Genomic DNA, 26,250 nt, shown 5'->3' with positions numbered 1-26,250 from the left:
CTTCTATACAGCGGGGAAGGGGGAGAGAAACAGGCCATCAATTGGTGTTAGGTATTCCAGTGATATCGCCACTCTTTAGGGCGATAGCCGTGTTGATGCACCAAAACTGGGGCTGATATAGCCCTTAAATCTCAAAAAAATAGAACGTTATTACACCGTCGGTTATGCCCCAAACGGCAGTAAAGCCAATCCATCACCGGCAATACACCTAAAAGGGCATTGGTTAAAAGACGCAGGATTTGAGATAGGCTTCACTTTTATCGTCAAAATCTTAAACAGCTGTTTGGTATTGATACCGAACAGCGAAGACATTCGAGCGATGAAGCAGCAAAACCAACAACAGCAAGCGCAACTTGATGGCTGAGTATGTGAGCGGCTAAAGGGTAAACTGAGCAGCTCTCAAATAAAGCCGGAAAATCATGGGGGGATCTTTCCGGACTATTACTCAATATAATCGTTTTTACTTGTTTATATGCTATTGGTTATTAAACTTCACGTAATTTTTACTCTCTATATTTAATTGATGTTTAAAAAATTCAGTATTTTTGTATTCATTCATGGAACTATGGTTACAGCTACTATAGTCATCTCCAGAGCTACCATCATTTTGCCATCTGCACACCGGACAAATTTCATAAAATGCATCTTCTTTGTCTTCAAAAACAATATAGTTACAGGCGGAACAAGGAACACCACGAATTAAATTGTCATCACGGTCTATAATTATTATTTCATTTCCTGTAATATCTTTGATGATTTCTTCAAAAAAACTATTTTTTAGTAATTTTGAATAATTAAAATTATCAAGTATTATATCATTATACTTTTGTTTTATTGCCTCTAGTGGTTGCTTATCTTCTATTTCACTCAGCTCAAAAAGAAATTGAACCCGCCCATCAACAGTCTCTTTAAATAATGCATGAAGTTTCAAGAAATCAATCACTTCTGAATATAAAAATTCAATCTTCATTATAAACTCTTCGCTAATTCAATTGCAGTTTGGAATGCATCGCTATCCCGACCATCATCTATATAATAAGTCCGCATTTCTCTTTTACCAGCATGACTGACAAAGATCTCATCAGTACTCTTATCATGTTTAATAATAATGTTATTAACCTTAGCTTCCTGCATGCTTTCCGTAAGCGGTTTTTTAGAAAACTCTTTGGCTTTATTTAAATATTGAGGCTGAGTGATATCACCGAATTCTTACCATGCTTAAGATAATGATATTGTAAACCAGATAAGTTATTATGTGTCACACCATCAATTTGGTAATCTCTCTTCTGAGGATTGAACCCCTTCCAGTTAATGGATGCTGTGAGCCCAAGGCAACACCCCGCCAACCCAAACGGGTCCACCCAAACTGTCGGACAGTGCACATACCCATACGGATTCACACCACCCAGTAGCCCTATTGGGTCAGGACATAGATATTGTCCGGTATTCTTATCCTAGTATAGAAATCGGTTATAATACAAGCCCGTTTCGCGGTCTTCATATTGCCCGGCAAAACGAAAATGGCATTCGGTATAATTTGGGTCATTGTCGGCTCGACCGTCGTGAGACTGCCAAAACGTCATTTACCCCCACGTATTGAGGCGTCCTGCCCAACTGGCTATCCCTTTTTCAGTAAAAATCTCTCGGGGTGTACTTTGATGGTCAGTGACCACATAGTGCAATTGCCCCTTTTGATAGCGAGCAGTAGGAGTGATGGCCCCCGGCTGATAGAGCCATTGAATACCCGCATCATATGCCACGGTACCGTCGGCATAGACGGGGGCCTCTTCCACCATTTGGTCACCGGACCACAAGTAGTGCCATGCGGTCACACGAGGTTTTAACACGGGGAAGGCGGGATGCGCATTGTGTTTTTCGCTATCCAGCGTTTTAGTTTTACTGAGCCGCCGCCCAAAGGCATCGTAGGTGTAACGCCAGACATCGCCACTGGGGGTAAAGCAACGGATAAGTTGGTTTTGGGTGTTTCACAGATAGCGCCACTCTTGAGGGCGATAGCTGTGTTGATGCACCAAAACTGGGGCTGATGTAGCCCTTAAATCTCAAAAAATAGAACGTTATTACACGGTGGGGTATACCCTGAGTGGCAGTAAAACCCGCCCACCGCCGGCGATACACCTAAAAGGCCAGTGGCTAAAAGCCGCAGGTTTTGAGGCAGGATTCACTTTTACGGTGAAGATTTTAAACGGCTGTTTGGTGTTAATCCCCGACAGCGAAGACATCCGAGCGATTAAGCAGCAAAACCAACAACAGCAGGCGCAACTCAGTGCCATCAAACACACCATGCGTGAGTTGATGGTGGAGTATGTTAGAGACTAAAGGCTAAACTGAATGGCTCTTAATAATGTCTAACTAGAGGATAATTCTTCTAGTTAGACATTATTTAATCAACATATTTAGCTCCGGCTTTTAAAGGTGAAAATCCCTCAGGCCAGATTGTATTTTTATCAAAGATTGCGTTGATAAAAGTTGCATCCATAATTCTACTAGCATTCATATTAGTCCCTTTTAGATTTGCATTATTCATATTTACAGCAAATAAATCTGCATTTTTTAAATTAGCTCCCTCTAAATTAGCGTCCTGAAAAAATGCGCCACTGAGTTTAGAGTTTACTAACTTACAGTTAATTAATGATGAGCCTAAGAAGTTAGTATTCATCAATAATGAGCTAGTAAAATTGGTATTATTTAATATGCAATATGCAAAATTGGCACTACGTAAATTAGCTTGCTCGAAAGATGCGTGTTGTAAGGATAATCCTTCAAAAATTGCCGTATGTAATAATTCCCCAGAGAAATCATAGCCATCTAAGGTATCACTATCTATTTTTTTAATTTCGTTGGTAGATTCAAAATGGATGTTTATCATTTAATAGTTCCCCCAGTCAAAAGTATCTACCTTTATTTCAGACATTGGTTTGATACGTGCCGCTTGGCTAGGAGATAATGTTCCTGGTACTGTTTCAGGGATTTTTCCTACAATTTTGCCAGCCACATAGCGATGGTTACCTTCAACGATAACATTACCATCAACTTTTATTGGTGGAGCCACATCACCTTTTAATAATCGGTCAACATAACGTTGAATAGCTGGTAAGGATACAGAACCTTGGACGGTTTGCATTGTATCCCCTTTCAGTGCACCTTGAATAATGTCAGAGGTAACATCTGCACCTTTTGTAATTAGAGGGCAACTCCCCGCCAACCCCAACGGATCTATAAACCCTGTCGGACAGTGCACATACCCATACGGATTTAACCTACCCCGTAGCCCTATCGGGTCTGGTGAAATATACAGCCCACTGTCCTTATCATAGTACCGAAAGCGGTTATAATACAAGCCCGTTTCGCGGTCTTCATATTGCCCGGCAAAACGAAAATGGCATTCGGTATAATTTGGGTCATTGTCGGCTCGACCGTCTTGAGACTGCCAAAACGCCATTTGACCCCACGTATTGAAGCGTCCTGCCCAACTGGCTATTCCTTTTTCAGTAAAAATCTCTCGGGGTGTGTCTTGATAGTCTGTCACCATAGAGTGCAATTGCCCCTTTTGATAGCGAGCAGTAGGAGTGATGGCCCCCGGCTGATAGAGCCATTGAATACCCGCATCATATGCCACGGTACCGTCGGCATAGGCGGGGGGCCTCTTCCACCATTTGGTCACCGGACCACAAGTAGTGCCACGCGGTCACACGAGGTTTTAACACGGGGAAGGCGGGATGCGCATTGTGTTTTTCGCTACCCAGCGTTTTAGTTTTACTGAGCCGCGGCCTAAAGGCATCGTAGGTGTAACGCCAGACATCGCCACTGGGGGTAAAGCAACGGATAAGTTGGTTTTGGGTGTTTCACAGATAGCGCCACCCTTTAGGGCGATAGCCGTGTTGATGCACCAAAACTGGGGCTGATGTAGCCCTTAAATCTCAAAAAATAGAACGTTATTACATCGTTGGTTATGCCCCAAACGGCAGTAAAGCCACACCACCGCCCGCAATACACCTAAAAGGGCATTGGTTAAAAGACGCAGGATTTGAGATAGGTTTCACCTTTACGGTAAAAATTTTAAACGGCTGTTTGGTATTGATACCGAACAGCGAAGACATTCGAGCGATGAAGCAGCAAAACCAACAACAGCAAGCGCAACTCAGTGCCATCAAACACACCATGCGCAAGTTGATGGCTGAGTATGTGAGCGGCTAAAGGGTAAACTGAGCAGCTCTTAAAAACAAAGAAGCCAGAAGATTTGAAGATCTTCTGGTTATTAAAATTAACCTAAAACTTAATTTCTTTCTTCATAAGCTTTTCTAATATATGATTCAAATAGATTTTGGGTGAGTTTTTTACCTAAAATTAAATTTGGCATAATATATTGTGTAAAGATAATCATATATTCAGAAGCTATTTTGGCTGCATCAAATCGATTTGTTGCACCATTTTCATTAGTGAATGAAAACTCCTTATCATCTAAGATCAATGATAACTCTATATCATAAATACAATAAATATGATTCTTATCATTAAAATTTTCTTGCAATCTAGCAAATATGGATACTATTGATATTGCTCTTTTTTTTGTTGATATTGGTAGGTTTGATCTTGATATAAAAATATCATTTTCAAAGAAAGTATCTTTTATTAAAAATAATTCATCTTCAGTATGAGGTAAGTTTAATATCTCAGGTGCAACATCATACATATTATTTTTAACAACTAACCAGTCACTCGGAACATATAATCCAAGTAAAGGTGAATATTTTTTATATAAGTTATCCATTACTCAACCTTTCTCATGTAGTCATTGTAAGTTTGGTTACTGATTGGATGTCCATGAAACTCATTAGTAGATTTTGTAACTTCAACTCTCATGTATTGTGTAGGTTGACCATTATTAAAGCCAATTGTTCTACCTGCATCATATATATAATAATCGGAGCCACCTTTTTGAGGAGAATATACTCCATATCGTAAGGCTTCTTTCTCTGTTTTATTTCTAAAACTGGTCATTGAACTACCGGTTACTTTGCCATTGGGGGCGTCTATATCCCAATATTGAGCAGGTTTTCCTCCACTAGAAAACATCATTGCTTCTTCCTGAGTTTTAGCTTTGGTGTGTTTAAGATATATAGCTGAACTTGAATGATGTCTTCTAAATCTATCTTCTTTTAGTAACTCATTACAGCAATAACCAGCCAACCCCAACGGGTCTATAAACCCTGTCGGACAGTGCACATACCCATACGGATTCAACCCGCCCAGTAGCCCTATCGGGTCTGGTGAAATATACTGCCCACTGTCCTTATCATAGTACCGAAAGCGGTTATAATACAAGCCCGTTTCGCGGTCTTCATATTGCCCAGCAAAACGAAAATGGCATTCGGTATAATTTGGGTCATTGTCGGCTCGACCGTCTTGAGACTGCCAAAACGCCATTTGACCCCATGTATTGAGGCGTCCTGCCCAACTGGCTATCCCTTTTTCAGTAAAAATCTCTCGGGGTGTACCTTGATGGTCAGTGACCACATAGTGTAATTGCCCCTTTTGATAGCGAGCAGTAGGAGTGATGGCCCCCGGCTGATAGAGCCATTGAATACCCGCATCATATGCCACAGTTCCGTCGGCATAGACGGGGGCCTCTTCCACCATTTGGTCACCGGACCACAAGTAGTGCCACGCGGTCACACGAGGTTTTAACACGGGGAAGGCGGGATGCGCATTGAGTTTTTCGCTATCCACCGTTTTAGTTTTACTGAGCCGCCGCCCAAAGGCATCGTAGGTGTAACGCCAGACATCGCCACTGGGGGTAAAGCAAGTGATAAGTTGGTTTTGGGTGTTCCACAGATAGCGCCACTCTTGAGGGCGATAGCCGTGTTGATGTACCACTTTCTTAGCCAATCGCCCATTCACATCGTAATGGTAGTCTTGATAACCACGAGGTAACCCACGGCGAATAACGCGTCCGGCTTGTTGCTGTTGGGATAACTGATGGAGAGCCACTTGAGCGCCTTCAGGCACGACAGTGTGTTCAATCAGGTTTAAGTTAGCGTCGTACTGAAAACGCTCGTATTGGCTACGGTGCTGATTACTGTATTGGGTTTCTGTGATTTGGTCATTGGCGTTATAACGGTATTGGGTTCGCTGCCAACGCGTATCTTCAATACCCACGACATTATGGGCGCGGTCATAGTGGAATGACCGGTGCACATCGGTGCAGACCGGAGGCAAATGCGGCGCTTCTTGCATGGCACGTAAGAAGTTCTCGGAGCCGCGTCCAGCCCGTTGGTGTGCTAATAAACCGGCTGCATTGTAGTGACTGGAGTTCACAAAGCCGGCGTCACTGCGGCGTAAATATTCTTGTCCCACGGCATTGTAGCTAAAGCGTAAGGGGGCATGCTGACCCACTTGTAGGGAAGTTAATTCCCCCAATTGACCGAAAGCGTAATGGAGTTCACGTTCACCAAAGCGCGTTTGGGTGAGGGTATGTGTAGCTTCATCCCATTGATGGTGTACCTCACGGCCATTAATGCGTTCGCAGGTTAACTGGCCGTGGGCATTGTATTCGAACTCGACCACGGAATCGGGGTTAGTGGCTTTCACGAGGCGTAAATGGGTATCGTATTCATAGGTGGTGGTGGAGAGGCATTGCGTGTTAATGCCATCGTCGACCCATTCACTTTGTTCAATGATGACCCCCGAGGAGGCATAGCGCCAGCGAAGCTCGTGGTTATCGGGGTAACGGGTGGCAATGCGTCGGCCTAAGCGGTCGTAACGATATTCAAGTACGCGTCCAGTAAAATCGGTTTCTCGAATGATTTGCCCAGCCGCATCACGCTCATAGGTATATGTTTCACCGAGTGAGCTTATCACTTTTTTCAGACGAGTTAATGCGTCATATTCAAAATGAATTTCGCTGCCATCGGGGCGTACCATTGCCATGAGCAAATCAAACGGGCCATACCGATAGCGGGTAGTGCGACCTTCACCGTCGGTGACCGCAACAATGCGGCGCTCGCTGTCATATTCAATGTGTTGATGGGTGCCATCAGGTAATAATACATCGCTGACACTGCCGTTAACGCCGTCATGCTCTTGACTATAACGGTAGCGGGTAGTGTGCTTGAGTGCATCGGTATAAGCTTGTAAGCGACCGAGTTCATCAAACTGATATTCAGTGCTATTTTGGTATGGGTTAGTGCTCTTAATCAGTTGATGTGCGGCGTTGTATTCATATTGCCACTGTGCACCATCGGGAGAAATGGCTTTGAGCAGTTCGCCGTGTTGGCTATATTCGTAAGTTTGTATTTGACCTTGTGGATCGATGATGGCTGATAAATTATGCATATCATCATAGGTAAGTTGCCATATATCTCCTAAGGGAGAAACATAGCGAGTGAGCTGCCCATCATCATTATATTCATAACCTATATGGCGTTTATTTGGGAGGTAAACTTGTGCCAATGAGCCATCGGCATGATAAACATAGCGAGTTATTTCACCAATATCATTGGTTTCACTGATTTTTTTGAAATCTTGCCATTCTGTACGTGTTTCTCGTCCAAGGGGATCAAGTGTGCGCACGACCAATTGATCTTCATTGTAATAATAGCGGTAATGACCTCCTTCACCGTCTATATAAGTGTTAATCTGTAATGTGTCATCATATAAGAAACGATCGCACCAATACCCACTATCTGAATGAGTTTGAATGACCCGTCCTTGTTTATCATAACGAATAGTGAGTTCTGTTTGATCTGTATCTCGCCATGAGGTCATCCAACCTTCAGGTGTATAAGTGTGCCATAAGTGGTTTTGTTGGAAAGCATCACATTCACTCAAAAAACCATATTTATCGTAAGCACAAGTCACCAATCGCTTAATTTGCTTTTGATGGTGTAAATCAATGTGAATTAATTGGTCATGAGCATAATGTAAATGTAATTCTAAACCATCGTAACGGGTAAGGTGCTTAAGCTGATGTTTGTCGTCATACTCAAATTGCAATGATAATCCTTGCAAGTTGGTATTGATGCTAACTTATGAACAGCCGCAAACTGATGTTTAAAATGATATTTTTGTTGGCGACGATTATCTTGTATCCATAAACCTGTACGCTTATTTCCTTGTAATAAATAGTGAGGTACACGCATATTACGGGCATAAACCTCCTCTTCGGGAGTGTCAAATAAGTAGGAATGCCCTTCACTATCTTGAAACTCAACCGTTTTTGAATTAACTTCAAGCTGCATGGACCAATTATCTGCCCATTTATTACCAAAAATACCGCGGTGTGTTTGAGTCGAGTAGTAACTTCGCACTAATTCAATGGGGAGTACCCCTGGGATATTAATCGCCTGCCATACTTGGATAAGATCCCCACGTACCATATCAACGGGATCACCACATGTGTGTACATCATCATTTTTATTATTTTTACCGCCATCTGATGATTTGGTTTTCTGGCTATCTTCATTGATTTTGGTTTGCGGTGGTTCCGGTGTTTTTTCTGGCGTATTCAGGTTATCCTTGCCTTTTCCCTTAATTGTTCCCCCTGCTGAGGGCGGTGTGCTTATATCCCCCATCGGAACATCGAGATCTTTGCGCGCCTTATTCGCTTTTTTTACCGTTTTAGCTGTCGTTTTTACGGTGGCTTTTGCTAGTCCACCCGCGCCTGTTGCATAACTAGCAACCTCATAGATTGAAGCTCCTGCATTTTCTGCTGGAGTCGTTAATTCTGCTTTCAAGTGATCTAAATCCGTATTTTTAGCCGATTCAAGTGAATTTTTAGCATTTTTTATTGCATAGTCAGCTAACGAATCAATCCCAAAAATTTTCCCTATTATCGCCAGTTTTATGGATTCAAAAGCAGAATAATAATGTAGGCCTGTCACTAGCAATTCACCAATATCCACAATATCATTATAGAATTGCTTGCCTGCGCCTATTGCCCCCCCGATAGGGTCGTCTGCTAAATCATTAACGGTTTTTCTAACCTTTTTTTGTGTTTCTAATATCCACTTAGTGCTTTCGGATTGCGTCGAAGGGATTTGATTTATGGCTTGATTCAGGATTTGAGAAATAACCTCTGTTTCTTCTTGACCTTCACTAGTTACAATAGGATTCGCGTTTCCCACTTCTTGATTATCGGTTAGGGCAATATGCGTGATTATACCTATCGTATTTCCATTTGCTTCTATTCCATTTGAGGGAGGAAAAAAATGGGATGATAACGGTATGTTATCAAGTTGATGTTTCTGGATAAATTCATCGTAAGTCTGATTGCTGATATAATGAACAGGTGAACCTGGTATCTCATTGTATTCATTATCTTTTAATGAAACTGTGACATAGTCATTTGAGGAAGACGAGTGGAATTGTAAATTTAGACCAGACTCTAACCCAACATAACTAATGCGTTGTCCATTACTTTCAGCAGAACCTTGCGGGGCAGTGGATAATATACTATCTCCCCATTGTTTATCTATGGTCTCAATGCTTGTATAACGATTATCTTTCCCTAATTCGGGGACTTCGTCTGTCAGATAAACTTTCATTTTTTATATCCCTATTTCCCATTCATCCAAAATTTATCGTCATGACGCAATATAGGTTTTTTTCCTACTCGAACACTCTTTGAATGCTCGATGGGATAGCATTTGCCGCCGACAGTACCACTTTTCACACCATTAGCTACTCCTGGCGCATCACCTAAAGTGGTTGGAATATAGCTTTGATCGTAAACAACAACAGGATGACCATTGGCTTTGACGGATGGCACCACAGAGACTGCAGTTTCTAATTTTGCAATAACAGGGTATGGAATTGGCGGTGTTGATGAACCCATAGGCGTTTTACAGACATCAGGGGTTAAGCTAATCACCAACCATTCACCTTGTTGGCGAGCTAAATAATTATCAGCCATGGTTCAACTCCTCTTGAGTTTCAGCAAGACGAACTAATGGGGCATTTGGATCCATTTCAAATCGAGCTTCACATACACGTATAGGTAAATCAGCTTCAAACATTAAGCGATAGGTTAAGGACAGTTGTAATTTCTCAGTATCAATTAACAGCGTATCTAAATTGAGATGTAGAGGGATAAAAAGGCCATTTAACATGCGCAATAAAACAAAAGGCCGATGTCCCGGTAATGTTGTGTTGAGTTCACCACTTGGTGTTAAATTTTTGAGTATTAGTGAAAAATCAGTTTTTGGGTAAGTAATTTGTTGGTCGATTGGTGCACAGTTCCAATAACCAAAATCAAAATCACTGGGGAGATAAGGATGACGTTGGTTTAACCAAGTTTCATCATAGGTTCCAGCAAGCAAGCGCCGAGGCAACCATGCTCGACCAATCGCCCCAAATCCAGCGACAGGATTTTGTTGCAACTCATTATTTAATTGTGACGTCAACCATTCAGTGGTGATTGGATATTCTAATGATTCGATTTGTGGGGCAGGAAGTACAGTGATTTCTTTAGATTGTTGATACCATGGTGTGATAAATCCTTGTCCTAGCGGATTGTATTCATAGGTACTGTGTGCTATCGGTGCGAAATCCTTTTCAGGATGCTCAGCACGTAGCGCCTCAGGAAATAACGCTTCATCGGGAATAGGCTTAGCCAGTTTTTCATTTTCATAGACCTTACATTCACCACCAAATGCATAACGATAATCAATCGGCAATTGCCGTATGGGAGAAGGAGAAGTTAACTTCCATTCACCTGACTTTTCATCGAGTACAAACTGACGAGCCCCAAAACAGCGTAGGGATTTTTCAATTAGTACCTTATTATCTCGGCTTGTCATGGTAAAAGAGACAGTAATGGATTCAGCGGGCGTGTTGTCTGGTGCATACGCTATGCCATTGATTAGTACATCACAATGAGGTTTGAAGGGGGCTAAGTCACTTTCTACGAGAACAGATGAACTGTTTGGTTTACTAATAAATTGATCTTCAAACTCAAAATTTAAATCAGTCAGTAAAGAAGGAACATATTCCCCTTTATTTTCTGTTGGGACCAGAGCGTACCCAACCTTCATAGCAATTACATGGTGCTCAATATCTTCCACATTGAGCATTTTATAATTAAGAACTGAAAAAGGCGTAAGATTACGAAATTCCATTTCTTATCCTCTAGTTTAAGTCCACATCTTTACCGGTAATTTGTACAGGTCCGGATGCTTCAAAATTAAACTTATGTCCATTAATTGTGACATGGCCTGCACTATCCATCCGCAACACGCTGGCTCCACAGCGGAGTTCAATGACATCACCGACATTAATGGATAACTGATTGGTAACATTGATAGTTTTACTTTGCCCAACAGTCTCTGTATTGTCTTTATTAATGCTTTCAGTGCGATTGCCTTTCACCAGCATCGCTTGGTCGTTATCAACCACTTCCATATGGTCATGTAATACATGGGTAGTACGGTCATTGAGCACTTTCGTATTCATGTCCTTTTGGGCATGAATAAACACTTCCTGCTTGCCATCCTCATCTTCAAAACGTAGCTCGTTAAAACCTTTTCCTTTATGGGTTTTCGTACGGAAGGTCGTACGCGTTTTATTTTCAGGAAATTTTATTGGTGGTGCATTACGCCCATCGTAGGTACATCCCGTGATAATGGGGCGGTCAATATCCCCGTTTAAGTAGCTTATCTGCACAATAGTGCCAATACGAGGTACGGCAGAAAAACCGTAGCCATTGCCACTCCATCCCATAGCAACACGCACCCAACAGGAGGCGCCATGATCAGGCTTACCATAGCGATCCCAATGGAAATGGACTTTAACGGCACCATATTCGTTGACGTAAATTTCTTCTCCTGGAGGACCAACTACGGTGGCTAATTCATCACCATCGGCAGTTGGTTTGTAATGATGAGGCGGGCGCCATTCTTCACGGCCAGGTATAAATGTAACGCTATTACTTAGTTGAGTTCCGTCACCACCCCCGTTATCGGCGAGTGGTTGTACGCCATGGTGAGTGACAGTGATGACTTGCCAACTGTCATTCATCAGCGCATTTGGGTGATTTTGTAAGGTGAAAATTTTTCCCGGACGTAAGGCAAAACAGTTAGTCGTGGCATTCCCCATGCGACTACCGCTACGTAATTGCTCAAATCGGACCTTTGTTAAAGGTTCGCCTTCCGCATCTAATTGGAAACGACCATAACTTTCAAACACACTATGTTGCCCACCTTTTTCTAATTTCCCTTTATGCATCAGAGGGTAGGAAGGTCGAACATAATTATTATCTTTTTGGATCGTCTCATCTGAGCATAGATATTCACCGTATTGCCATGTTGAAACGGTGCTATCCGTTATATCGGTATCGGCTTGTGGGTTGTAGGTGAGGTGGATCCCCGCGGTCATTCCCATATGTTCATCGCTATAGAACATCTCTTCATCTTCAAACCAGAAGTTAATCCCTTCTTCAAAGGCTAAGCGACACCAAAAGTCATAAGCGGATTCCCGTTTTTGTGTGGTGTAGGTCCGTACCGGATGTAAAGCTTCACGGTAAAAAAGACAGTCTGATTTGACGTGCGCTTCGTCTAATAAGGTTTTTAAAATGGTGGGGGCGTTTTGGTCTTGGAAAATACGACTGTCTTGGTTGAGGGTCATGATCCACATTTCAGGACGAATATCAAAATGATACCACGTTTTCACTCCATCGGTATTACCTTGAGCAGCCCCTGCAAGAATACCTTTTACGGTACGCACAACTTTACCGTCACGTTTGACGGTAAGTGATGAAACTTGACCAAGATGTTCTTGGAAATCTATCACTGGGAGTAGGCTGACGGCATTAATGCTCAAGCTAAAGAGTGAAGAAAGCCCTTCCGTTAATGAAAAATCGGTAACTTGTAATGTTCCCGGAGGTAATAATCCGATTTCACAGGTAAATACTAATCCACTTGGATCAGGGTTGAGTCCTAGAGCACTGAGAAGTGTGGATTGTGCTTTATCAGCCATCTCACTATAAGCGCCTGTTTCTGAAGATATTGCTCCTTGTAGTCCACCAGTAAACCCACCGCCGGGTGTGAGTGCAGCAGAAACACCATTAAGGCGTGAGGTCATATTAGAGGCTACAGATAACGCTGTTTGCGCCGCATTAATGGCTTGTTGAGTTTTGGCGGACGCTTGAGAAATTAAGGCATCTTTAGCTTGATTGATGACTTCGTCTTGAATCGAGGCTATCGGATCTATAGATGGTTTTTTGGGGTCTTTTGAGAACATAAATAGGCTCCGAATTAACGGGTAGGCGTCATGACATTAAATAGAGAAAGACGAGCCTATGTAGGCTCGTCGAGTGAAGCGATTACGCTTCCAGCGGTGCGCGCCAGTCATCAGCACCAGAAGTGCCTGCTACGGTGTGCTCCCAGTCCACCTTACGGTAAGAGAGTGACACTTCGAGCAGCTGCGTATAATCCGCTTTGGCCGGATCTTGGCAGTGTGGCATTTGGCAATCGATGTTGACGATAGTCGCATCGGTCAGTGTGGTGGTGAAGAAGTGCTCTTGCTTCCCTTCAACAGACGTGCGGTACCATTTCAGTTCCACTTTTGGCAGCATTTCACCGGACGCCAGTGCGTTATACAGCAGTGGTACCGCTTTGTTTAATGCCACAGTAAAACGGAATGGCTTGTGAGCACGTTGGCCTGAAGGTTGACCGGATTGGGGGTCAGTTGGTACGGTCACAATATGGGAAAACTCTTGTACCAGCATTTGGTCTTCATGACCTTCTACGTAGATGTTACCGACCGATTCAGGGGTAAATGCTCCCGCAGTGATGTTGCCCTGCGTTTTTCCTTCGATAGAGATATAACATGGAGTTGGCATAATATGTCCTTTTATTATCCTGAGTTATCATAATAAGTCAGGTGATTAATAACGATGGTTTATTGCAATAAGAGCAATATATTCCTTGCTCAATATCATTAATATCAGCCAATGCGCATGGTGATTTCGGTTAGGAAAAATAATATATGCCGAGGGTGGGGATGTAAATGTATCGGAATAATCCGAACAGCCTAGGATAAGTGACTCAGCGTAAAATAATTGTCATATCGATATTTATTGCTTTCGTTTTGCCATTTTTAGTATTTAAGCAGTATAAAATGTTTTCGCTTTTGTTCGTTATTTTGATGAAAAACGCTTAACTATCGAAAATATTAGAAAAAATCTATGTACATTGAGCGAAAAAACGTTCCAGAAAATTCCTAACGTTTAATTTCTTTAACTCATTGTTTTACAATGATAAAAAATCTTACACTTAGAATGCTTGTTAAGTAGAGGATAAAGTCTGTTAGTTGTAAATTTTAATGCTAAAAAAGTATATCCTATAAAATAATTATTCTGATTGTTTTAATTTTTATCCATAATAACAAATAGTTACATGCATTGTTTAATAAGCAAATCTTCAAAGATCATTCCCAGCGTGGAATTTTGTACTCATAGGGCGATTGTCTTAATTAAAAGATATTGATGAATTTTATATTTTATTTTCACACCTTATTTATTACTTAATGAATTTTAAAGCATATGATATGGGAAAATGAATTAGAACAAGCTCTAAGCTCTTATCAAAATAGGAATATCTTGATGATGTCTAACTAACTCTGTTTTGCCATAAAACTAATAGCTGACATTAACTGTCACGGTATCGCTGTAATTTCCGGGTTGGTAGTTAGCAGAAGGAACAGTGACATACACGGGGTAAAGCTTAGCGATACCAGAGCCTATATCGGAAACCAAATTAACGAGGTTGTTACCCCATATTATCCCATTGGCTCCTGGTGTTGAGCTAAGTTGATAAGGTATTTGATCGGTTGTTGTTGGACTTTGCAAGAAACCTGCACCTTGCAAATTATTATTTGAAGGTAGTAAACCAATACTAAAAGGGGTTGTATTTGTACAGGTAACAGAAATATTACCATTAGCTGTGGTGTTGGTTGTCTGGCTTTTGACATTACCGAGATGAATATCGCCGCTGGCGGAAACAATGCATTGCTTATTAACTGTGGTTGTCACAGTAAAAGGAAAAGTGGGGCCAATAATGGAACCGCAACTATTTGGCGTACTGAGCAGACCGATATTTAAAGTTGAGCTAGCAGTCAATGAGGTATAGGTATCAATATAAGTGGCAGGGATCACGGTTGATGGATTGAGCGATAATTGGGCATAAACGGTCACCGAACCTGTTGTTGGCGTTGACCCTTGACCGATATTCAGTTTGATCATGACAGGGCTAGTGTCAGAAATATATTGGCTCCCCCAAATAAGACTATAATTTGCATTTTGATATAACTGATAGCTTATGGGGGCATTTATTCCAATGGGGGACATTTGCCGAGAAACGATTTGGCTAGAGGTACTGGAGTTACCTATATTTAAACATAGTGTGGCGCCAAGAAACGTATCGAGTAACTCCTTCGTACAACTATAATGAATAGTGAGTGAGGTAGTTGCAGTATTATTAGTTAAGGGCATGATGTTGCCGAAATTAAGTGTGTCGATATTTAAAATGGAGCAAGTTAAGCCATAAGCGGGGCGAGGTTGATTGAGAAATATTGCAAAGAAAGTGAATAATAAGCTCAGCGTTTTGTATTTGTTGGTAATGTGAATAGACATTATTTGATCCTTGGTTGACGGATTTTAATCTAAATAAGGGGATGACTCAGGATGGCAGTGTAATGGGCCAATCTGAGGAATAAGCTCATCGGTTTTTGGATAGGTAAATGTGACAGTACATTCTCCTTTGGGGTAATGGATCAGCAGATGGTTGTCAGTTTTTAAGGTATCGAAATAGGCTATGCCATCGTATCCCACTGTCACTAAATTCTCTTTTTGGCCATTTAATGCAACTTGGCTTCCCTCAGGTAATAGCACACCATTTGGGTCAGCGAGGATCACTAATGCAGGGTGCGTTTTAATTAAATCAAATTTAGCGAGAACACCTGAATGATATTTGGGGATAACGTCTATTTGGGTCTGTTTAACTTGAATATTGGCAGGTAAATGAGTTGGATCTAACGTTAGCACATTTCGCTGGTAACTATTAAGTGAAGGAATTAAAAGTAACCCATCATGATTTGTTGTACCGATAACGCTATTTTCTAACCGAATAGGAAGGTTGCCGATACCATTTGTTGATACAATGGCGAAGCTATTCATAATTGGCTTTGAAATAAAAAATTGATTATTAGCTGCGACGATAGCACCACTTGCACCAATATACTGTGAGTGGGTTTGGTTTAGGTTATTAAACCCTGAGCTAAGATGTATTTTATCGGTAAAATAATTAATATCGATTTGGTGATTATTTTCACTATCCTGCTTGCTTGCCGTAATATTCCAGCCTAACCCTCCCTCTGAAGGGGCCGATTGGTTTGCATTTATCTGGTACGTTTGAGCATTCTGGTTTTTTTGGCTCGTGATGCGAATGCTTTGCTTATTCCCGAGTAGCATGGTGGCTGCTAGGTATATAATGCTTTCTTTATCATCGGTAAGTTTTTTATTAATACTGGCGCTAATAGATAGCGTATCGTTAATGGGTTTGTACCAATGAGCACCCAAATAACCTATTGTCGGGTCATTATGGGGGCGAAAGCCAAAATAGGACAGGCTAAAACTACCAAGATATTCCGAATTATAGCCAAAAACAGCATTACCCTTAAACGCCAATGGTGGCGCAGAATAATTTGTTGCAATATCATGATACTGAGTTGTGGTTATAGTGGTTGAGGCACTGAAATTAATGAGATTATTAGCCCAATGATAACCCGCATAATAGAGCCAACCTGAAGTGCGAGAGTCAGTGCTTATCGCGATAGCGGTTGAAAGTGTTCCTCCTCCTATTTGTGGTATCCAATGACTTTCAATCCCCAAATTGAACAAATCGGTTGCCAATTCGGCATGAGTGCCGGTTGTTAAGTAATTTTTTTCCCCATAACGAACCGTTGTGCTTATAACGGGCTTGCTAGCATAATCAAATGAGCGAATAGCATAATTTTCACGTATAAAGCCAATTTCAGCTGACCAATCAACAAGCCCCTCACGTAATAATGTTTGGTCATTATAAAATGAAATATTCTGAGTCGTGGCTCTACCTAATGAATCAGTTAACACAATTTGCGCTTTTCCTTCACCACTGACCGTCGGTAAGCTATTTAATGCAAAATGACCGATTGGCACTTCACCGCTATAGCGTTTAATACCATCAATATATAATTCCACGTTTGATGGCACCGTTGCCGAACCATAAAAAGTCGTCAATGGTGCAGTTGGCATATATGGCTGTAAGGAAAAATCAGTAGCTATTTGTAACCCTGCAATCCGTGTGGCGCGTGACCATGTTAAAGTACGAGTGACGGTATCCCCTAAATTCAAAAATAGGTGTTTGTCTTCAAATGAGGAGCGCCAAGCAGTATCTATGCGCGTCAATGAGGAGGATAATTCAGGGTGTCCCAGTGTATTGTGGCTTTGCTGTGTCGTACTCAATAGGCCAAATGGATTAAATAATCGTAATTCAGAGAAACTGCTTAATGAATTGGTGATATTTTTCGCTAGATGCAAATCATAATTTAATAAAGCGCCTTTTGAGGCGTGAGCTTGCACTTGTTCTGACGCTATTAAGTCAATAGTGGTAGCGTTAAGAGTTAATAATGAAAGTGGGGCGTCAATAATCAATCTCTGCTGATCGGCATGATAGCGATAACTAATCTCGGTTAGTTCATGCAAGCCGATAAGGCTTTTATGTTGTGTGGGGAGATTGAAATGTAATTGTTTTAATGTTTCAGCACTTACCCACAGTGTGTCATCTTGATAACCAAAGCGAGCAATACCAAAATGCGTTTGATTAATGATGACCTCAAGATAAAGCTCAGTGCCGGGTAGCGATGAAGTATCATCAATCAAATGTTCAAAGGAAGTTGGGTAAGCATTTAGCTGGGCGGTAACCAAAATAGGATAAAAAGCAGCAAATAGCAGGAAAATTTCTGCTAATAAATGCAGGTAACAAATATTAAATAGAGTAGGTTTGCTGTTCACCATTGATCAAAGCTTTTATTGTATTGTTTGGTTTGGAGCAAACTTCGGGCAGTGTTACTTCCCATTGCATCGTTGAGCGCGGCAATACGTATCCTAACAAGCCGGAATTGATGATCGTATGTTTCCCTTTGCAGTCAATGAAGTGAATATTGGATAGTTGGGCATGGCTATTGCCATTGTTATGTACAATCAGGGTGTTTTTAGATGGATGTTTTATGAGCTGCCATTCTAAGAAAACGGTAGCACTTGGCATATTTAAGGGTTGTACAAAAATAGGCAGTGAATAATGCAAAACAAATTGTAATTTATTGCTGCTATTCTGCCCGGTAGGCAACTCATTTATTGAAAGGCGATAGGCTAGTTCTTCACTCCCCATTATATTGTTGTTCCGGATCACTCTGACTAATTGTTGTTCATTGGGGTTCAGTTTGATCATAGGAGGACTGATAATAATGTCTCTGGTAGCCACTAGCTCATTGCTTGAATTTTTTTGATACCAGAGAAATGTCCTCACTTGCGCTTGTATCGGCTCTTTTCCATTATTACTTAGCCAAATTCCTGCGGAATTCTGTTGGGGATTAAATGTCAGTGTGACAGGTGTGACTTGTAACCCACCTCCATAAAGCTGGCTTGAGTAGAATAACCAGATGAATGAACAGATAAATAATGGTGAAAGTCTGCATGCCATTCGTTTGATCTTCCTTATAGTGATTTTGAAATGACGAAGCCTTAATAATTGACGTTAACAGTGACAACGTCAGAATAGGTATCTGGCGTGAAATTAGTGTTTGTCACTACCGCATAAACTGTAAAATTTTGCACCTCTCCATTGCCCGTTCCGGAAATTCCATTTCCTTGCGTTAACGATGTTGCGGTATTTCCCCAATGACTTCCTGTTGCAGATGATTGTTTGAGCTGATAAGGAATTTTATCGGTGTTGCTTATTGAATTAGTCACTGAAGATAAAGTGCCTGTGCCATCATCCGTACCACTATTCAGCGCCGAAGGTGACAACCCAATGCTAAAAGGAATGTTTTTCGAGCAGGTCACACTCAATGTGGTTTTCGACGATGGATTGCTAGTGTTTAAACTGACGGAGCCTAAGTTGATATCAGAATTAACACTCACTTGGCAGGAGCTGGTTACTGTCATTAAAACTTGAAAAGTGGTTGTTGCTAAGTTTGCTGCATTAAGACTGGATGACATTGAATAGGAGCCAATAGTTAGAAGAAATACGTTCTTCACTGTCGGTATCATAGGAACCTCGTGTAGGGATTATCGTTATATTAATCTTGAATTTTTACCTTCTGACAGCGCAAACGTATAAATTAATTCATCATAAAAAGAATAAAAGCAATATTATTATCTGTTATTTTTTGTTATTGAGATGGTTAATGTATGAGGAATAATTTAATTAATTGATAATATTGGTATTTTTTGGGATGGAAAATAGCTCACTATCTTCGAATAGTCGCGATTGTTATTTTTGTTATCATAAAGTTAATCAATTGTTTAATGTTGTAAACAAAGTCAAAGCAAGGACTTTTTTATCGTTTTAAGGCGGTTTTTTCGGCGCTTTATCGCCTTTTTATCAAGGTGGGTAGGCAATGAAAAAAAATTTTTAAGCTAGTGAGATAGAAAAGAGCTAAGTGATTACTTTTAAAACAGTTTATATAACTTGATGAAGCTCTATTCAGCGGCATTATTTGAAACTATCCCATTAATTGGAAAACTTTCAGAAAGTATGAAACTAATTGTGATGTTTATCTCATTTTTGAGATTCTATTTTTGCTCATAAATTCAACAAATTGGCTATTAGATCCTATTTTATTTTTGAAATGAAATTTTGAAATGAAAAGAGGAGATAGCTGGATCCATTTTGCAGTTGCTAAGAAATTTTACTTATGTCGATTATTGAAAATAGTCAATTTGTTAAAATAAAAATAGATAGTATCAGTTATAAACTATAACCTAATGTTACTAATTGTTACCTAGAAGGGAGTAAAATTTTACCTTTCTGAAAGAAAATTAGTAATCAGATAATGCTTGAATTTTTATGTTTTTATGCAACTAAATCTCTAAATATTGAAACAATAAATTAATAGAAAAATAATGTTTATAACCCGAATAATTTATTTTCTTGATCTCACTATTTGCGACGTTGGAAATGTAGGTTGATCATTTTATTAAAAAAAATAGACGCCAATGACAAATTGCCAAAAGTAAAATTATTGCCCAACCAATAAAGAATAAATGAGGTAAATAATGAATTTCTCTTTAAACATTAATTGATATTGCTATTTCTCAGATAAAAAAATAGCGGTTTTTGAAAAAATAAATTGTATTTTGTTAAGAAAAAATTACCAGTAAAGCGAAAGAGTAAATAATAATCAATATCATTTAATTGATTAATGAAACTTATTAAATATTAAGTGGGATTTATAATGCATCATTTGAATTGCAGTATAAAAAACAAACAATTGAGGTTGAGGAATTTTGAATGAATAATATTTACTTTATTGAATTAATTGAAATTTAATGGATAAAATTAAATCTGTTTCTCATTCAATTTGAACGTTTACCTAAAATAGATAAGAGTTTCCCAATAACTTTCTTTGATATAGATCAATATCCTGTTTTGTCTATTATGCTTGGTCTTTTTAGTTGACTTTTAAACAAATATGAGTAGAAAGGTTATCTAAGGTGTTGCAATTTGGGTTATGTCAAACTTATATGTCGTGGTTATTTGAGATATGGAAGTAGAAGATATAGTTATAATGAAGAATTGTTTATGAATCGACGGATTATCGTTCTAATAGGGTAAAAAGAAACATCAGCATCTTGAATAGTTAATTTTGTGGTGCATAATAAATAACGACTAAAATTGATATCGGCAAATTCCTACATTTGATAAAGATTTTAGTTGGTTCATTATTTTTTGTAAGTATTTAGGAAATAGATTTAATTTAAGTTTTAACTTTCACGTATTTTATACTCCTTAATAGGTATTCGCTTAATGAGTGGCATGAATCGGTAATGGAGACTGTCGCCTAGTATATTTTTCTTATTATTAAAAATTAGGTTATAGCGGTACGTTTAAACTTCATGTTTGTCCTATTTGCACACAGATGTAGATAATATTTAAAAGGAAAAAAAATGACCTCAACGACTGATTTTCTGAAGCATATATACGATATTAATCTTTCCTATCTGCTGCTTGCTCAAAAACTTATCTCTCAAGAAAAGGCCTCCGCGATGTTTCGTCTTGGTATTTCTGAATCAATGGCGACTACATTAGCAGATCTTTCCTTGCCTCAATTAGTTAAATTAGCAGAAACAAACCAGCTTATCTGCCAATTTAGATTTGAAAATAGTGACACGATAGAGAAGTTAACACGTGACTCAAGGGTGGATGAATTACAACAAATTCATACAGGTATATTACTTTCAACTCACTTGTTGCAAACGCACAAGGCACATGACAATGAAACAGCGAGAAAATGATGAGTAGCACTACTGAAAAAAGTATTGTTAAAGAAGCTAGCGATATTCGCCTTGCGATGGAACTGATTTCTTTAGGCGCTCGTCTCCAAATGTTAGAAAGTGAGACCCAAATTAGCCGAGGTAGATTAATCCGTTTATATAAAGAGTTAAGAGGATGCCCACCACCAAAGGGTATGCTTCCGTTTTCAACTGATTGGTTTATGACTTGGGAACAAAATATTCACTCTTCCATGTTTTATAACGCTTATCAGTTTTTAATTAACACAGGGCACTGCAAGGGTGTTGATGCCATTGTGAAAGCTTATCGTCTATATTTGGAACAATGCGCACCGCAATCAGAAGAACCATTATTAGCTTTAACACGCGCATGGACACTAGTTCGATTCGTTGAGAGTGGCATGTTGCAAAGCTCGGTGTGTAGCTGCTGTCATGGCTCATTTATTACTTATGCTCATATACCAGAAAATAGTTTTACTTGCAGTTTATGCCAGCCGCCATCACGGGCAATAAAAAAACGTAAACTTTCCGAACATCTCGCCGATATTACGGTATATCGACAGGATGGCATTACTAAAGCGGTAATGTAATTGGATTGATGTGGTAAACAGATAATAAATTATCTGTCCTTCCTAATATTCCCTTTAACTGCCATCTGTTACATAACTGAGTTGAAGGGAATATTGTGTTAATACTCATCGGATATATCATTGTTACAGGTACAGTCATCGGCGGCTATCTGATGCTTGGTGGCCACTTAGGGGCACTTTACCAACCTGCTGAATTTGTCATTATTCTAGGTGCCGGTTTCGGTGCATTCGTTGTTGGTAACAGTGGTAAGTCGATTATCGCCTTATGCAAAGTGTTACCCCGCGTGTTCCGCCGTTCTTCATACAACAAAGCGATGTCCATGGATTTGATGGCATTGCTATTTCAGTTATTAAATAAATCACGTCAAGAAGGTTTACTGGCGCTTGAAAAAGACATTGAAAACCCTCAAGAGAGTGAAATTTTCTCGCAATATCCCCGTGTATTAAAAGATAAAACAACGCTGATGTTTGTTGTGGATTATTTACGCCTAATGGTAACAAGCAATCTACAAAGTCATGAAATTGAAGCCTTGATGGATGAAGAGCTTGAGACTTTTCGCCAAGAAAGTGAGGTGCCTGCCTCTGGTTTAAATATGGTTGGGGATTCAATGCCGGCTTTTGGTATCGTTGCCGCCGTACTGGGTGTGGTTAACGCATTGGGATCAGCCGATCGCCCTGCGGGTGAACTAGGCGCATTAATTGCGCATGCGATGGTCGGTACTTTCCTTGGTATTTTAGTGGCTTATGGGTTTATTTTACCGCTGGCTGCATTGATTCGTTTACGCACCAATGAACAATTAAAAATGTTGGAATGTATAAAAGTGACATTCCTTTCCGCGTTACAAGGGTATGCCCCTCAAATTGCTGTCGAATTTGGTCGTAAAGTCTTGTACAGCGCTGATCGCCCTTCATTCATGGAACTAGAAGATAAGGTTCGCGAAGTCAAAATTAGTCATCGTTCACAAGCACAGAGCGAGGAGTAATGAGCCAATGAGAGGAAATAACGCCCATATTATTCGAGTCAAAAAGCGCGTTGCAAGCCATCAAAATGGACATGGTGGCTCTTGGAAAATTGCCTATGCAGACTTTATGACGGCGATGATGGCGTTCTTTTTAGTGATGTGGCTAATTTCCATATCTAGCCCACAAGAATTGACACAGATTGCCGAATATTTTCGTACCCCATTAAAAACAGCCATTAATTCAGGCACTAAAAGTGGTGATGCCACCAATCCAATTCCGGGCGGGGGGAAAGATATCGTGTTTCGTGATGGGGATATCTTACCTGAGCCGAATAACAAAATAGAAGATCAATCCAATTATCGGTTTGAAAAACTAAAGCAATCGCTTGAGCAAGCGATTCTAAAAGACCCACGGTTAAATGAACTGAAGCCTCATCTACTGATCGACATGATTGATGATGGCTTACGCATCCAAATTGTTGATAGTGAAAATCGCCCAATGTTTATGGTGGGCTCTGCCTATGTTGAGCCACATATGCGCGACATTTTGCGTGCCATAGCACCTTTACTCAATGATGTTCCAAACAAAATTAGCATATCAGGTCATACCGATGATCTGCCGTATGCGAATGGAGCCAACTATAACAACTGGGAATTATCAGCTGATAGGGCAAATGCTTCGCGTCGTGAACTTATCGCTGGGGGATTAAACCAAGACAAAATTTTACGTGTTGTAGGGATGGCTTCCAGTATTCATCTGGATAAAAACAATGGATTAGCGCCAGTCAATCGCCGTATTAGTATCATTGTATTAAATGAAACTGAGACTGAACAGATATTGCATGAATACGATGGTGCAACGCCACTGAATGAACTATTGAACAAACCGCAGCAAGACGCTGAGGCATCATCAATAGAGAATGCAGAAAAAAAGGCGGATGGGGCAACTCATTCAGCAGCAGTATTAACGCCTTCAAATTAATTTTCGTTGTGACACTTAAAAACAGACTTACAACGTTAAGTGAAACCTAAGCTAAATTGGATAAGAACCATGGATATTACCGAGTTTTATCAAACGTTTTTCGATGAAGCTGATGAGCTACTTAGGGATATGGAACAACATTTACTTGAGCTCGATCCTTTCGACCCAGATAGCGAACAGTTAAATGCCATTTTCCGTAGTGCCCATTCAATAAAAGGGGGCGCTGCGACCTTTGGTTTCACACAGTTGCAAAACACCACGCATACATTGGAAAACCTGCTCGATAAAGCACGTCACGATGAACTGACTTTAACGCCAGATATTATTGATGTTTTTTTAGATGCTAAAGATGTGATGGCATCACAACTTGAAGCTTATAAAAATGACTCGTTACCTGATGAAGAAGCATTTAAACATATTTGTGAGGTGCTTGGCCGCGTTGAACAAAAAGCAGAAGAAGTGGTCACTGAGGCACTTCCGATCCAAGCACCGACTCCGATTGAACAGCCGACGGTAACTGAAATAGCGGCAAGTGATGAATATACCCATTACTTTGTTATCACGCTAAGTCAGCTAAAAGCCAATGAAGTCGATTTATTAGCAGAAGAATTGGCTTTATTTGGCACACTTTATGACACCGAAAAAACGGCAGATAGCTTAAAAGCTTGGCTTGGAACAAATACCGTGATTGACGATATTTGTGGGGTGCTCTGTTTTGTGGTCGATGAATCACAAATTACACATCAAGTGGTTGATGCTCAAACTTGTTTAGCCCATTTACCGCCAGCTGCCAAGTCACCTGCCGAAGATGTTGCTACCACGGCAGTAGCTGAAGCGGCGATGAAACCTAAGGCTCCACAAACAGACGCTGAAGAGACGACGAAATCGAAACCAACGGCAACAGCACGTAAGGCGCCTCCGGCAAAAGCGAAAGCGGACTCCAGTAGTATTCGTGTTGCCGTGGAAAAAGTGGACCAACTGATTAATTTAGTCGGCGAGCTGGTGATCATTCAATCCATGCTGACACAACATAGCCAGCAGCTTGACCATAACGAATACGGTGACTTATTGAGTTCGATTGTGCAGCTAGAGCGCAACTCGCGAGCGTTGCAAGAGTCTGTTATGTCGATCCGCATGATGCCAATGGATTATGTATTTAGCCGTTTCCCTCGAATGGTGCGAGATATCGCCACTAAGCTTAACAAAAAAATAGAGCTGAAGGTGGAAGGAAGTGCAACAGAGCTTGATAAGAGCTTGATTGAACGGATTGTAGATCCACTTAACCATCTTGTACGTAATAGCCTCGATCATGGTATCGAGAAACCAGAAGTTCGTGTGGCAAATGGTAAACCGGAAACAGGGACTTTGACCTTATCTGCATCACATCAAAGTGGCAACATCTGTATTGAAGTCCGTGACGATGGGGCGGGGCTTAACCGTGAACGCATTTTGGCGAAAGCACGCTCCCAAGGCATGAATGTTCATGATGGCATGAGTAATGAAGAGATAGCCATGTTAATTATGGCGCCTGGTTTTTCTACAGCCGAAGTGGTCACCGATGTTTCTGGACGCGGCGTTGGCATGGATGTGGTGAAACGCAATATTCAAGATATGGGGGGCCGTATTCAGATTGGTTTTACCGAAGGAAAAGGAACCATTATTCGCATTTTGCTGCCTCTCACATTGGCTATCCTCGATGGTATGTCGGTTAAAGTTGCAGAGGATGTTTTTATTGTTCCTTTAAGTGCCATTATCAGTACGTTGCAACCACGCCAAGAAGATATTTATCGCCTTGCTGGTGAGGAAAAAATGTTATTGGTTCGTGGTGAATATTTGCCATTAGTTGAGTTGCATCAAGTGTTTAGCATCACAGGCGCAGAGCGCGATTTAACCAACAGTATTGTGCTGATTATTCAACATGCCGGACACCGTTTTGCACTGTTGGTTGATAAGTTAATTGGGCAACAGCAGGTCGTTGTTAAAAATATTGAAAGTAATTACCGAAAAATCCCCGGTATTTCCGCCGCCACCATTATGGGGGATGGCTCGGTCGCTCTGATTTTAGATGTTGCCGAGCTACAACAAATGAATAACAGCATTCTGCTCAAAAAGAAGCAGCAAATTGCACAACCCGTTATGCACTAAATAGAG

At 40.6% G+C, this 26,250-nt stretch carries 24 protein-coding genes and 1 pseudogene; 10 read left to right on the top strand and 15 right to left on the bottom strand.

Features of this window, described 5'->3' with window-relative positions:
* Nucleotides 1-139 precede the first annotated feature (139 nt).
* Nucleotides 140-364 carry a SymE family type I addiction module toxin gene (locus I3B46_RS14045; protein ID WP_072152284.1) on the top strand — a complete coding sequence of 75 codons (225 nt, stop codon included), beginning with the start codon at nt 140-142 and terminating at the stop codon, nt 362-364.
* A 111-nt stretch (nt 365-475) separates the two neighbouring features.
* Here I3B46_RS14045 and I3B46_RS14040 read toward each other — a convergent pair whose 3' ends face one another.
* Nucleotides 476-970: a CPCC family cysteine-rich protein gene (locus I3B46_RS14040; RefSeq protein WP_004918541.1), complete on the bottom strand. Its 495-nt coding sequence runs from the start codon at nt 968-970 to the stop codon at nt 476-478.
* A 613-nt stretch (nt 971-1,583) separates the two neighbouring features.
* A complete protein-coding gene (locus tag I3B46_RS21865; protein WP_231405860.1) occupies nt 1,584-1,847 on the bottom strand; it encodes a hypothetical protein in 264 nt (87 codons plus the stop codon).
* Nucleotides 1,848-1,859: 12 nt separating this feature from the next.
* Between I3B46_RS21865 and I3B46_RS22720 the strand changes: the two genes are divergently transcribed.
* Both I3B46_RS22720 and I3B46_RS14030 read left to right on the top strand, forming a co-directional pair.
* Entirely contained in the window at nt 1,860-2,045 is a 186-nt protein-coding gene (locus I3B46_RS22720) for a hypothetical protein (protein WP_230088981.1), read from the top strand.
* 22 nt (nt 2,046-2,067) lie between these two features.
* The gene (locus tag I3B46_RS14030) at nt 2,068-2,337 is read left to right on the top strand and encodes a SymE family type I addiction module toxin (RefSeq protein WP_104873383.1); all 270 of its coding nucleotides are present in this window, start codon (nt 2,068-2,070) and stop codon (nt 2,335-2,337) included.
* Nucleotides 2,338-2,401: 64 nt separating this feature from the next.
* Here the strand turns inward: I3B46_RS14030 and I3B46_RS14025 are convergent, their stop codons facing one another.
* Together I3B46_RS14025 and I3B46_RS21855 are read right to left on the bottom strand one after the other, a co-directional pair.
* The gene (locus I3B46_RS14025) at nt 2,402-2,887 is read right to left on the bottom strand and encodes a pentapeptide repeat-containing protein (RefSeq protein WP_104873384.1); all 486 of its coding nucleotides are present in this window, start codon (nt 2,885-2,887) and stop codon (nt 2,402-2,404) included.
* A complete protein-coding gene (locus I3B46_RS21855) occupies nt 2,888-3,682 on the bottom strand; it encodes an RHS repeat-associated core domain-containing protein (protein ID WP_282555179.1) in 795 nt (264 codons plus the stop codon).
* Between the two features lie 55 nt (nt 3,683-3,737).
* Here I3B46_RS21855 and I3B46_RS22715 point away from each other — a divergent pair, with 55 nt between their 5' ends.
* Both I3B46_RS22715 and I3B46_RS22025 read left to right on the top strand, forming a co-directional pair.
* A complete protein-coding gene (locus I3B46_RS22715; RefSeq protein WP_318566651.1) occupies nt 3,738-3,923 on the top strand; it encodes a hypothetical protein in 186 nt (61 codons plus the stop codon).
* A gap of 22 nt (nt 3,924-3,945) precedes the next feature.
* Nucleotides 3,946-4,089: pseudogene (locus I3B46_RS22025) on the top strand (SymE family type I addiction module toxin); the annotation flags it as partial.
* Nucleotides 4,090-4,294: 205 nt separating this feature from the next.
* Here I3B46_RS22025 and I3B46_RS14005 read toward each other — a convergent pair.
* From I3B46_RS14005 to I3B46_RS13960, 11 genes are all read right to left on the bottom strand, one after another.
* Entirely contained in the window at nt 4,295-4,789 is a 495-nt protein-coding gene (locus I3B46_RS14005; protein ID WP_104873386.1) for a hypothetical protein, read from the bottom strand.
* Nucleotides 4,789-8,013 (bottom strand): RHS repeat-associated core domain-containing protein, encoded by a 3,225-nt coding sequence (locus tag I3B46_RS21845; protein ID WP_231405858.1) that lies wholly within the window; start codon nt 8,011-8,013, stop codon nt 4,789-4,791. Before I3B46_RS21845 ends, I3B46_RS14005 begins: the two co-directional genes overlap by 1 nt.
* On the bottom strand, nt 7,953-9,563 hold the full coding sequence (locus I3B46_RS21840; RefSeq protein WP_231405857.1) for a DUF6531 domain-containing protein: 1,611 nt from the start codon (nt 9,561-9,563) through the stop codon (nt 7,953-7,955). Before I3B46_RS21840 ends, I3B46_RS21845 begins: the two co-directional genes overlap by 61 nt.
* 11 nt (nt 9,564-9,574) lie before the next feature.
* Nucleotides 9,575-9,931 carry a DUF4150 domain-containing protein gene (locus I3B46_RS13995; RefSeq protein ID WP_004918553.1) on the bottom strand — a complete coding sequence of 119 codons (357 nt, stop codon included), beginning with the start codon at nt 9,929-9,931 and terminating at the stop codon, nt 9,575-9,577.
* On the bottom strand, nt 9,924-11,135 hold the full coding sequence (locus I3B46_RS13990) for a DUF2169 family type VI secretion system accessory protein (protein ID WP_004918554.1): 1,212 nt from the start codon (nt 11,133-11,135) through the stop codon (nt 9,924-9,926). Before I3B46_RS13990 ends, I3B46_RS13995 begins: the two co-directional genes overlap by 8 nt.
* A 10-nt stretch (nt 11,136-11,145) precedes the next feature.
* Nucleotides 11,146-13,254 carry a type VI secretion system Vgr family protein gene (locus I3B46_RS13985; RefSeq protein WP_004918555.1) on the bottom strand — a complete coding sequence of 703 codons (2,109 nt, stop codon included), beginning with the start codon at nt 13,252-13,254 and terminating at the stop codon, nt 11,146-11,148.
* An 82-nt stretch (nt 13,255-13,336) separates the two neighbouring features.
* Nucleotides 13,337-13,855, bottom strand: coding sequence for an Hcp family type VI secretion system effector (locus tag I3B46_RS13980; RefSeq protein WP_004918557.1), 519 nt, complete (start codon nt 13,853-13,855; stop codon nt 13,337-13,339).
* 795 nt (nt 13,856-14,650) lie between these two features.
* A complete protein-coding gene (locus I3B46_RS13975) occupies nt 14,651-15,646 on the bottom strand; it encodes a Csu type fimbrial protein (protein ID WP_104873387.1) in 996 nt (331 codons plus the stop codon).
* Nucleotides 15,647-15,670: 24 nt separating this feature from the next.
* Entirely contained in the window at nt 15,671-18,067 is a 2,397-nt protein-coding gene (locus I3B46_RS13970; protein ID WP_104873388.1) for a fimbria/pilus outer membrane usher protein, read from the bottom strand.
* A complete protein-coding gene (locus tag I3B46_RS13965) occupies nt 18,039-18,752 on the bottom strand; it encodes a fimbrial biogenesis chaperone (protein WP_104873389.1) in 714 nt (237 codons plus the stop codon). Before I3B46_RS13965 ends, I3B46_RS13970 begins: the two co-directional genes overlap by 29 nt.
* Nucleotides 18,753-18,793: 41 nt before the next feature.
* Nucleotides 18,794-19,321: a Csu type fimbrial protein gene (locus I3B46_RS13960; RefSeq protein WP_223854747.1), complete on the bottom strand. Its 528-nt coding sequence runs from the start codon at nt 19,319-19,321 to the stop codon at nt 18,794-18,796.
* Nucleotides 19,322-21,220: 1,899 nt separating this feature from the next.
* Here I3B46_RS13960 and flhD point away from each other — a divergent pair.
* The 5 genes from flhD to cheA all read left to right on the top strand — a co-directional run bounded on the left by flhD (nt 21,221) and on the right by cheA (nt 26,244).
* A complete protein-coding gene (flhD, locus tag I3B46_RS13955) occupies nt 21,221-21,568 on the top strand; it encodes a flagellar transcriptional regulator FlhD (protein ID WP_004918564.1) in 348 nt (115 codons plus the stop codon).
* Nucleotides 21,568-22,155, top strand: a complete 588-nt coding sequence (gene flhC / locus I3B46_RS13950; RefSeq protein WP_040133449.1) for a flagellar transcriptional regulator FlhC — start codon at nt 21,568-21,570, stop codon at nt 22,153-22,155. Before flhD ends, flhC begins: the two co-directional genes overlap by 1 nt.
* A gap of 95 nt (nt 22,156-22,250) precedes the next feature.
* Nucleotides 22,251-23,138 carry a flagellar motor stator protein MotA gene (gene motA, locus I3B46_RS13945; RefSeq protein WP_004918567.1) on the top strand — a complete coding sequence of 296 codons (888 nt, stop codon included), beginning with the start codon at nt 22,251-22,253 and terminating at the stop codon, nt 23,136-23,138.
* Between the two features lie 7 nt (nt 23,139-23,145).
* Entirely contained in the window at nt 23,146-24,099 is a 954-nt protein-coding gene (gene motB, locus I3B46_RS13940) for a flagellar motor protein MotB (protein WP_004918569.1), read from the top strand.
* Between the two features lie 69 nt (nt 24,100-24,168).
* Complete coding sequence (gene cheA / locus I3B46_RS13935; protein ID WP_004918571.1) at nt 24,169-26,244, top strand: chemotaxis protein CheA; 2,076 nt, start codon at nt 24,169-24,171, stop codon at nt 26,242-26,244.
* The last annotated feature ends 6 nt before the right edge of the window (nt 26,245-26,250 follow it).

Source organism: Providencia sp. 2.29 (genome assembly GCF_015832305.1).
Lineage (GTDB): Bacteria > Pseudomonadota > Gammaproteobacteria > Enterobacterales > Enterobacteriaceae > Providencia > Providencia stuartii.
The sequence above is the reverse complement of the archived record's forward strand: the minus strand, read 5'-3'. Positions and strand labels throughout refer to the sequence as shown.

Excerpts from the sequence above, each read along its gene's own strand:
- I3B46_RS14040 (WP_004918541.1), bottom strand. The coding sequence starts at position 970 with ATGAAGATTGAATTTTTATATTCAGAAGTGATTGATTTCTTGAAACTT.
- I3B46_RS22720 (WP_230088981.1), top strand. The coding sequence starts at position 1,860 with ATGCGCATTGTGTTTTTCGCTATCCAGCGTTTTAGTTTTACTGAGCCG.
- I3B46_RS14025 (WP_104873384.1), bottom strand. The coding sequence starts at position 2,887 with ATGATAAACATCCATTTTGAATCTACCAACGAAATTAAAAAAATAGAT.
- I3B46_RS22715 (WP_318566651.1), top strand. The coding sequence starts at position 3,738 with ATGCGCATTGTGTTTTTCGCTACCCAGCGTTTTAGTTTTACTGAGCCG.
- I3B46_RS14005 (WP_104873386.1), bottom strand. The coding sequence starts at position 4,789 with ATGGATAACTTATATAAAAAATATTCACCTTTACTTGGATTATATGTT.
- I3B46_RS21840 (WP_231405857.1), bottom strand. The coding sequence starts at position 9,563 with ATGAAAGTTTATCTGACAGACGAAGTCCCCGAATTAGGGAAAGATAAT.
- I3B46_RS13995 (WP_004918553.1), bottom strand. The coding sequence starts at position 9,931 with ATGGCTGATAATTATTTAGCTCGCCAACAAGGTGAATGGTTGGTGATT.
- I3B46_RS13990 (WP_004918554.1), bottom strand. The coding sequence starts at position 11,135 with ATGGAATTTCGTAATCTTACGCCTTTTTCAGTTCTTAATTATAAAATG.
- I3B46_RS13985 (WP_004918555.1), bottom strand. The coding sequence starts at position 13,254 with ATGTTCTCAAAAGACCCCAAAAAACCATCTATAGATCCGATAGCCTCG.
- I3B46_RS13980 (WP_004918557.1), bottom strand. The coding sequence starts at position 13,855 with ATGCCAACTCCATGTTATATCTCTATCGAAGGAAAAACGCAGGGCAAC.
- I3B46_RS13975 (WP_104873387.1), bottom strand. The coding sequence starts at position 15,646 with ATGTCTATTCACATTACCAACAAATACAAAACGCTGAGCTTATTATTC.
- I3B46_RS13970 (WP_104873388.1), bottom strand. The coding sequence starts at position 18,067 with ATGGTGAACAGCAAACCTACTCTATTTAATATTTGTTACCTGCATTTA.
- I3B46_RS13965 (WP_104873389.1), bottom strand. The coding sequence starts at position 18,752 with ATGGCATGCAGACTTTCACCATTATTTATCTGTTCATTCATCTGGTTA.
- I3B46_RS13960 (WP_223854747.1), bottom strand. The coding sequence starts at position 19,321 with ATGATACCGACAGTGAAGAACGTATTTCTTCTAACTATTGGCTCCTAT.
- flhD (WP_004918564.1), top strand. The coding sequence starts at position 21,221 with ATGACCTCAACGACTGATTTTCTGAAGCATATATACGATATTAATCTT.
- flhC (WP_040133449.1), top strand. The coding sequence starts at position 21,568 with ATGAGTAGCACTACTGAAAAAAGTATTGTTAAAGAAGCTAGCGATATT.
- motB (WP_004918569.1), top strand. The coding sequence starts at position 23,146 with ATGAGAGGAAATAACGCCCATATTATTCGAGTCAAAAAGCGCGTTGCA.
- cheA (WP_004918571.1), top strand. The coding sequence starts at position 24,169 with ATGGATATTACCGAGTTTTATCAAACGTTTTTCGATGAAGCTGATGAG.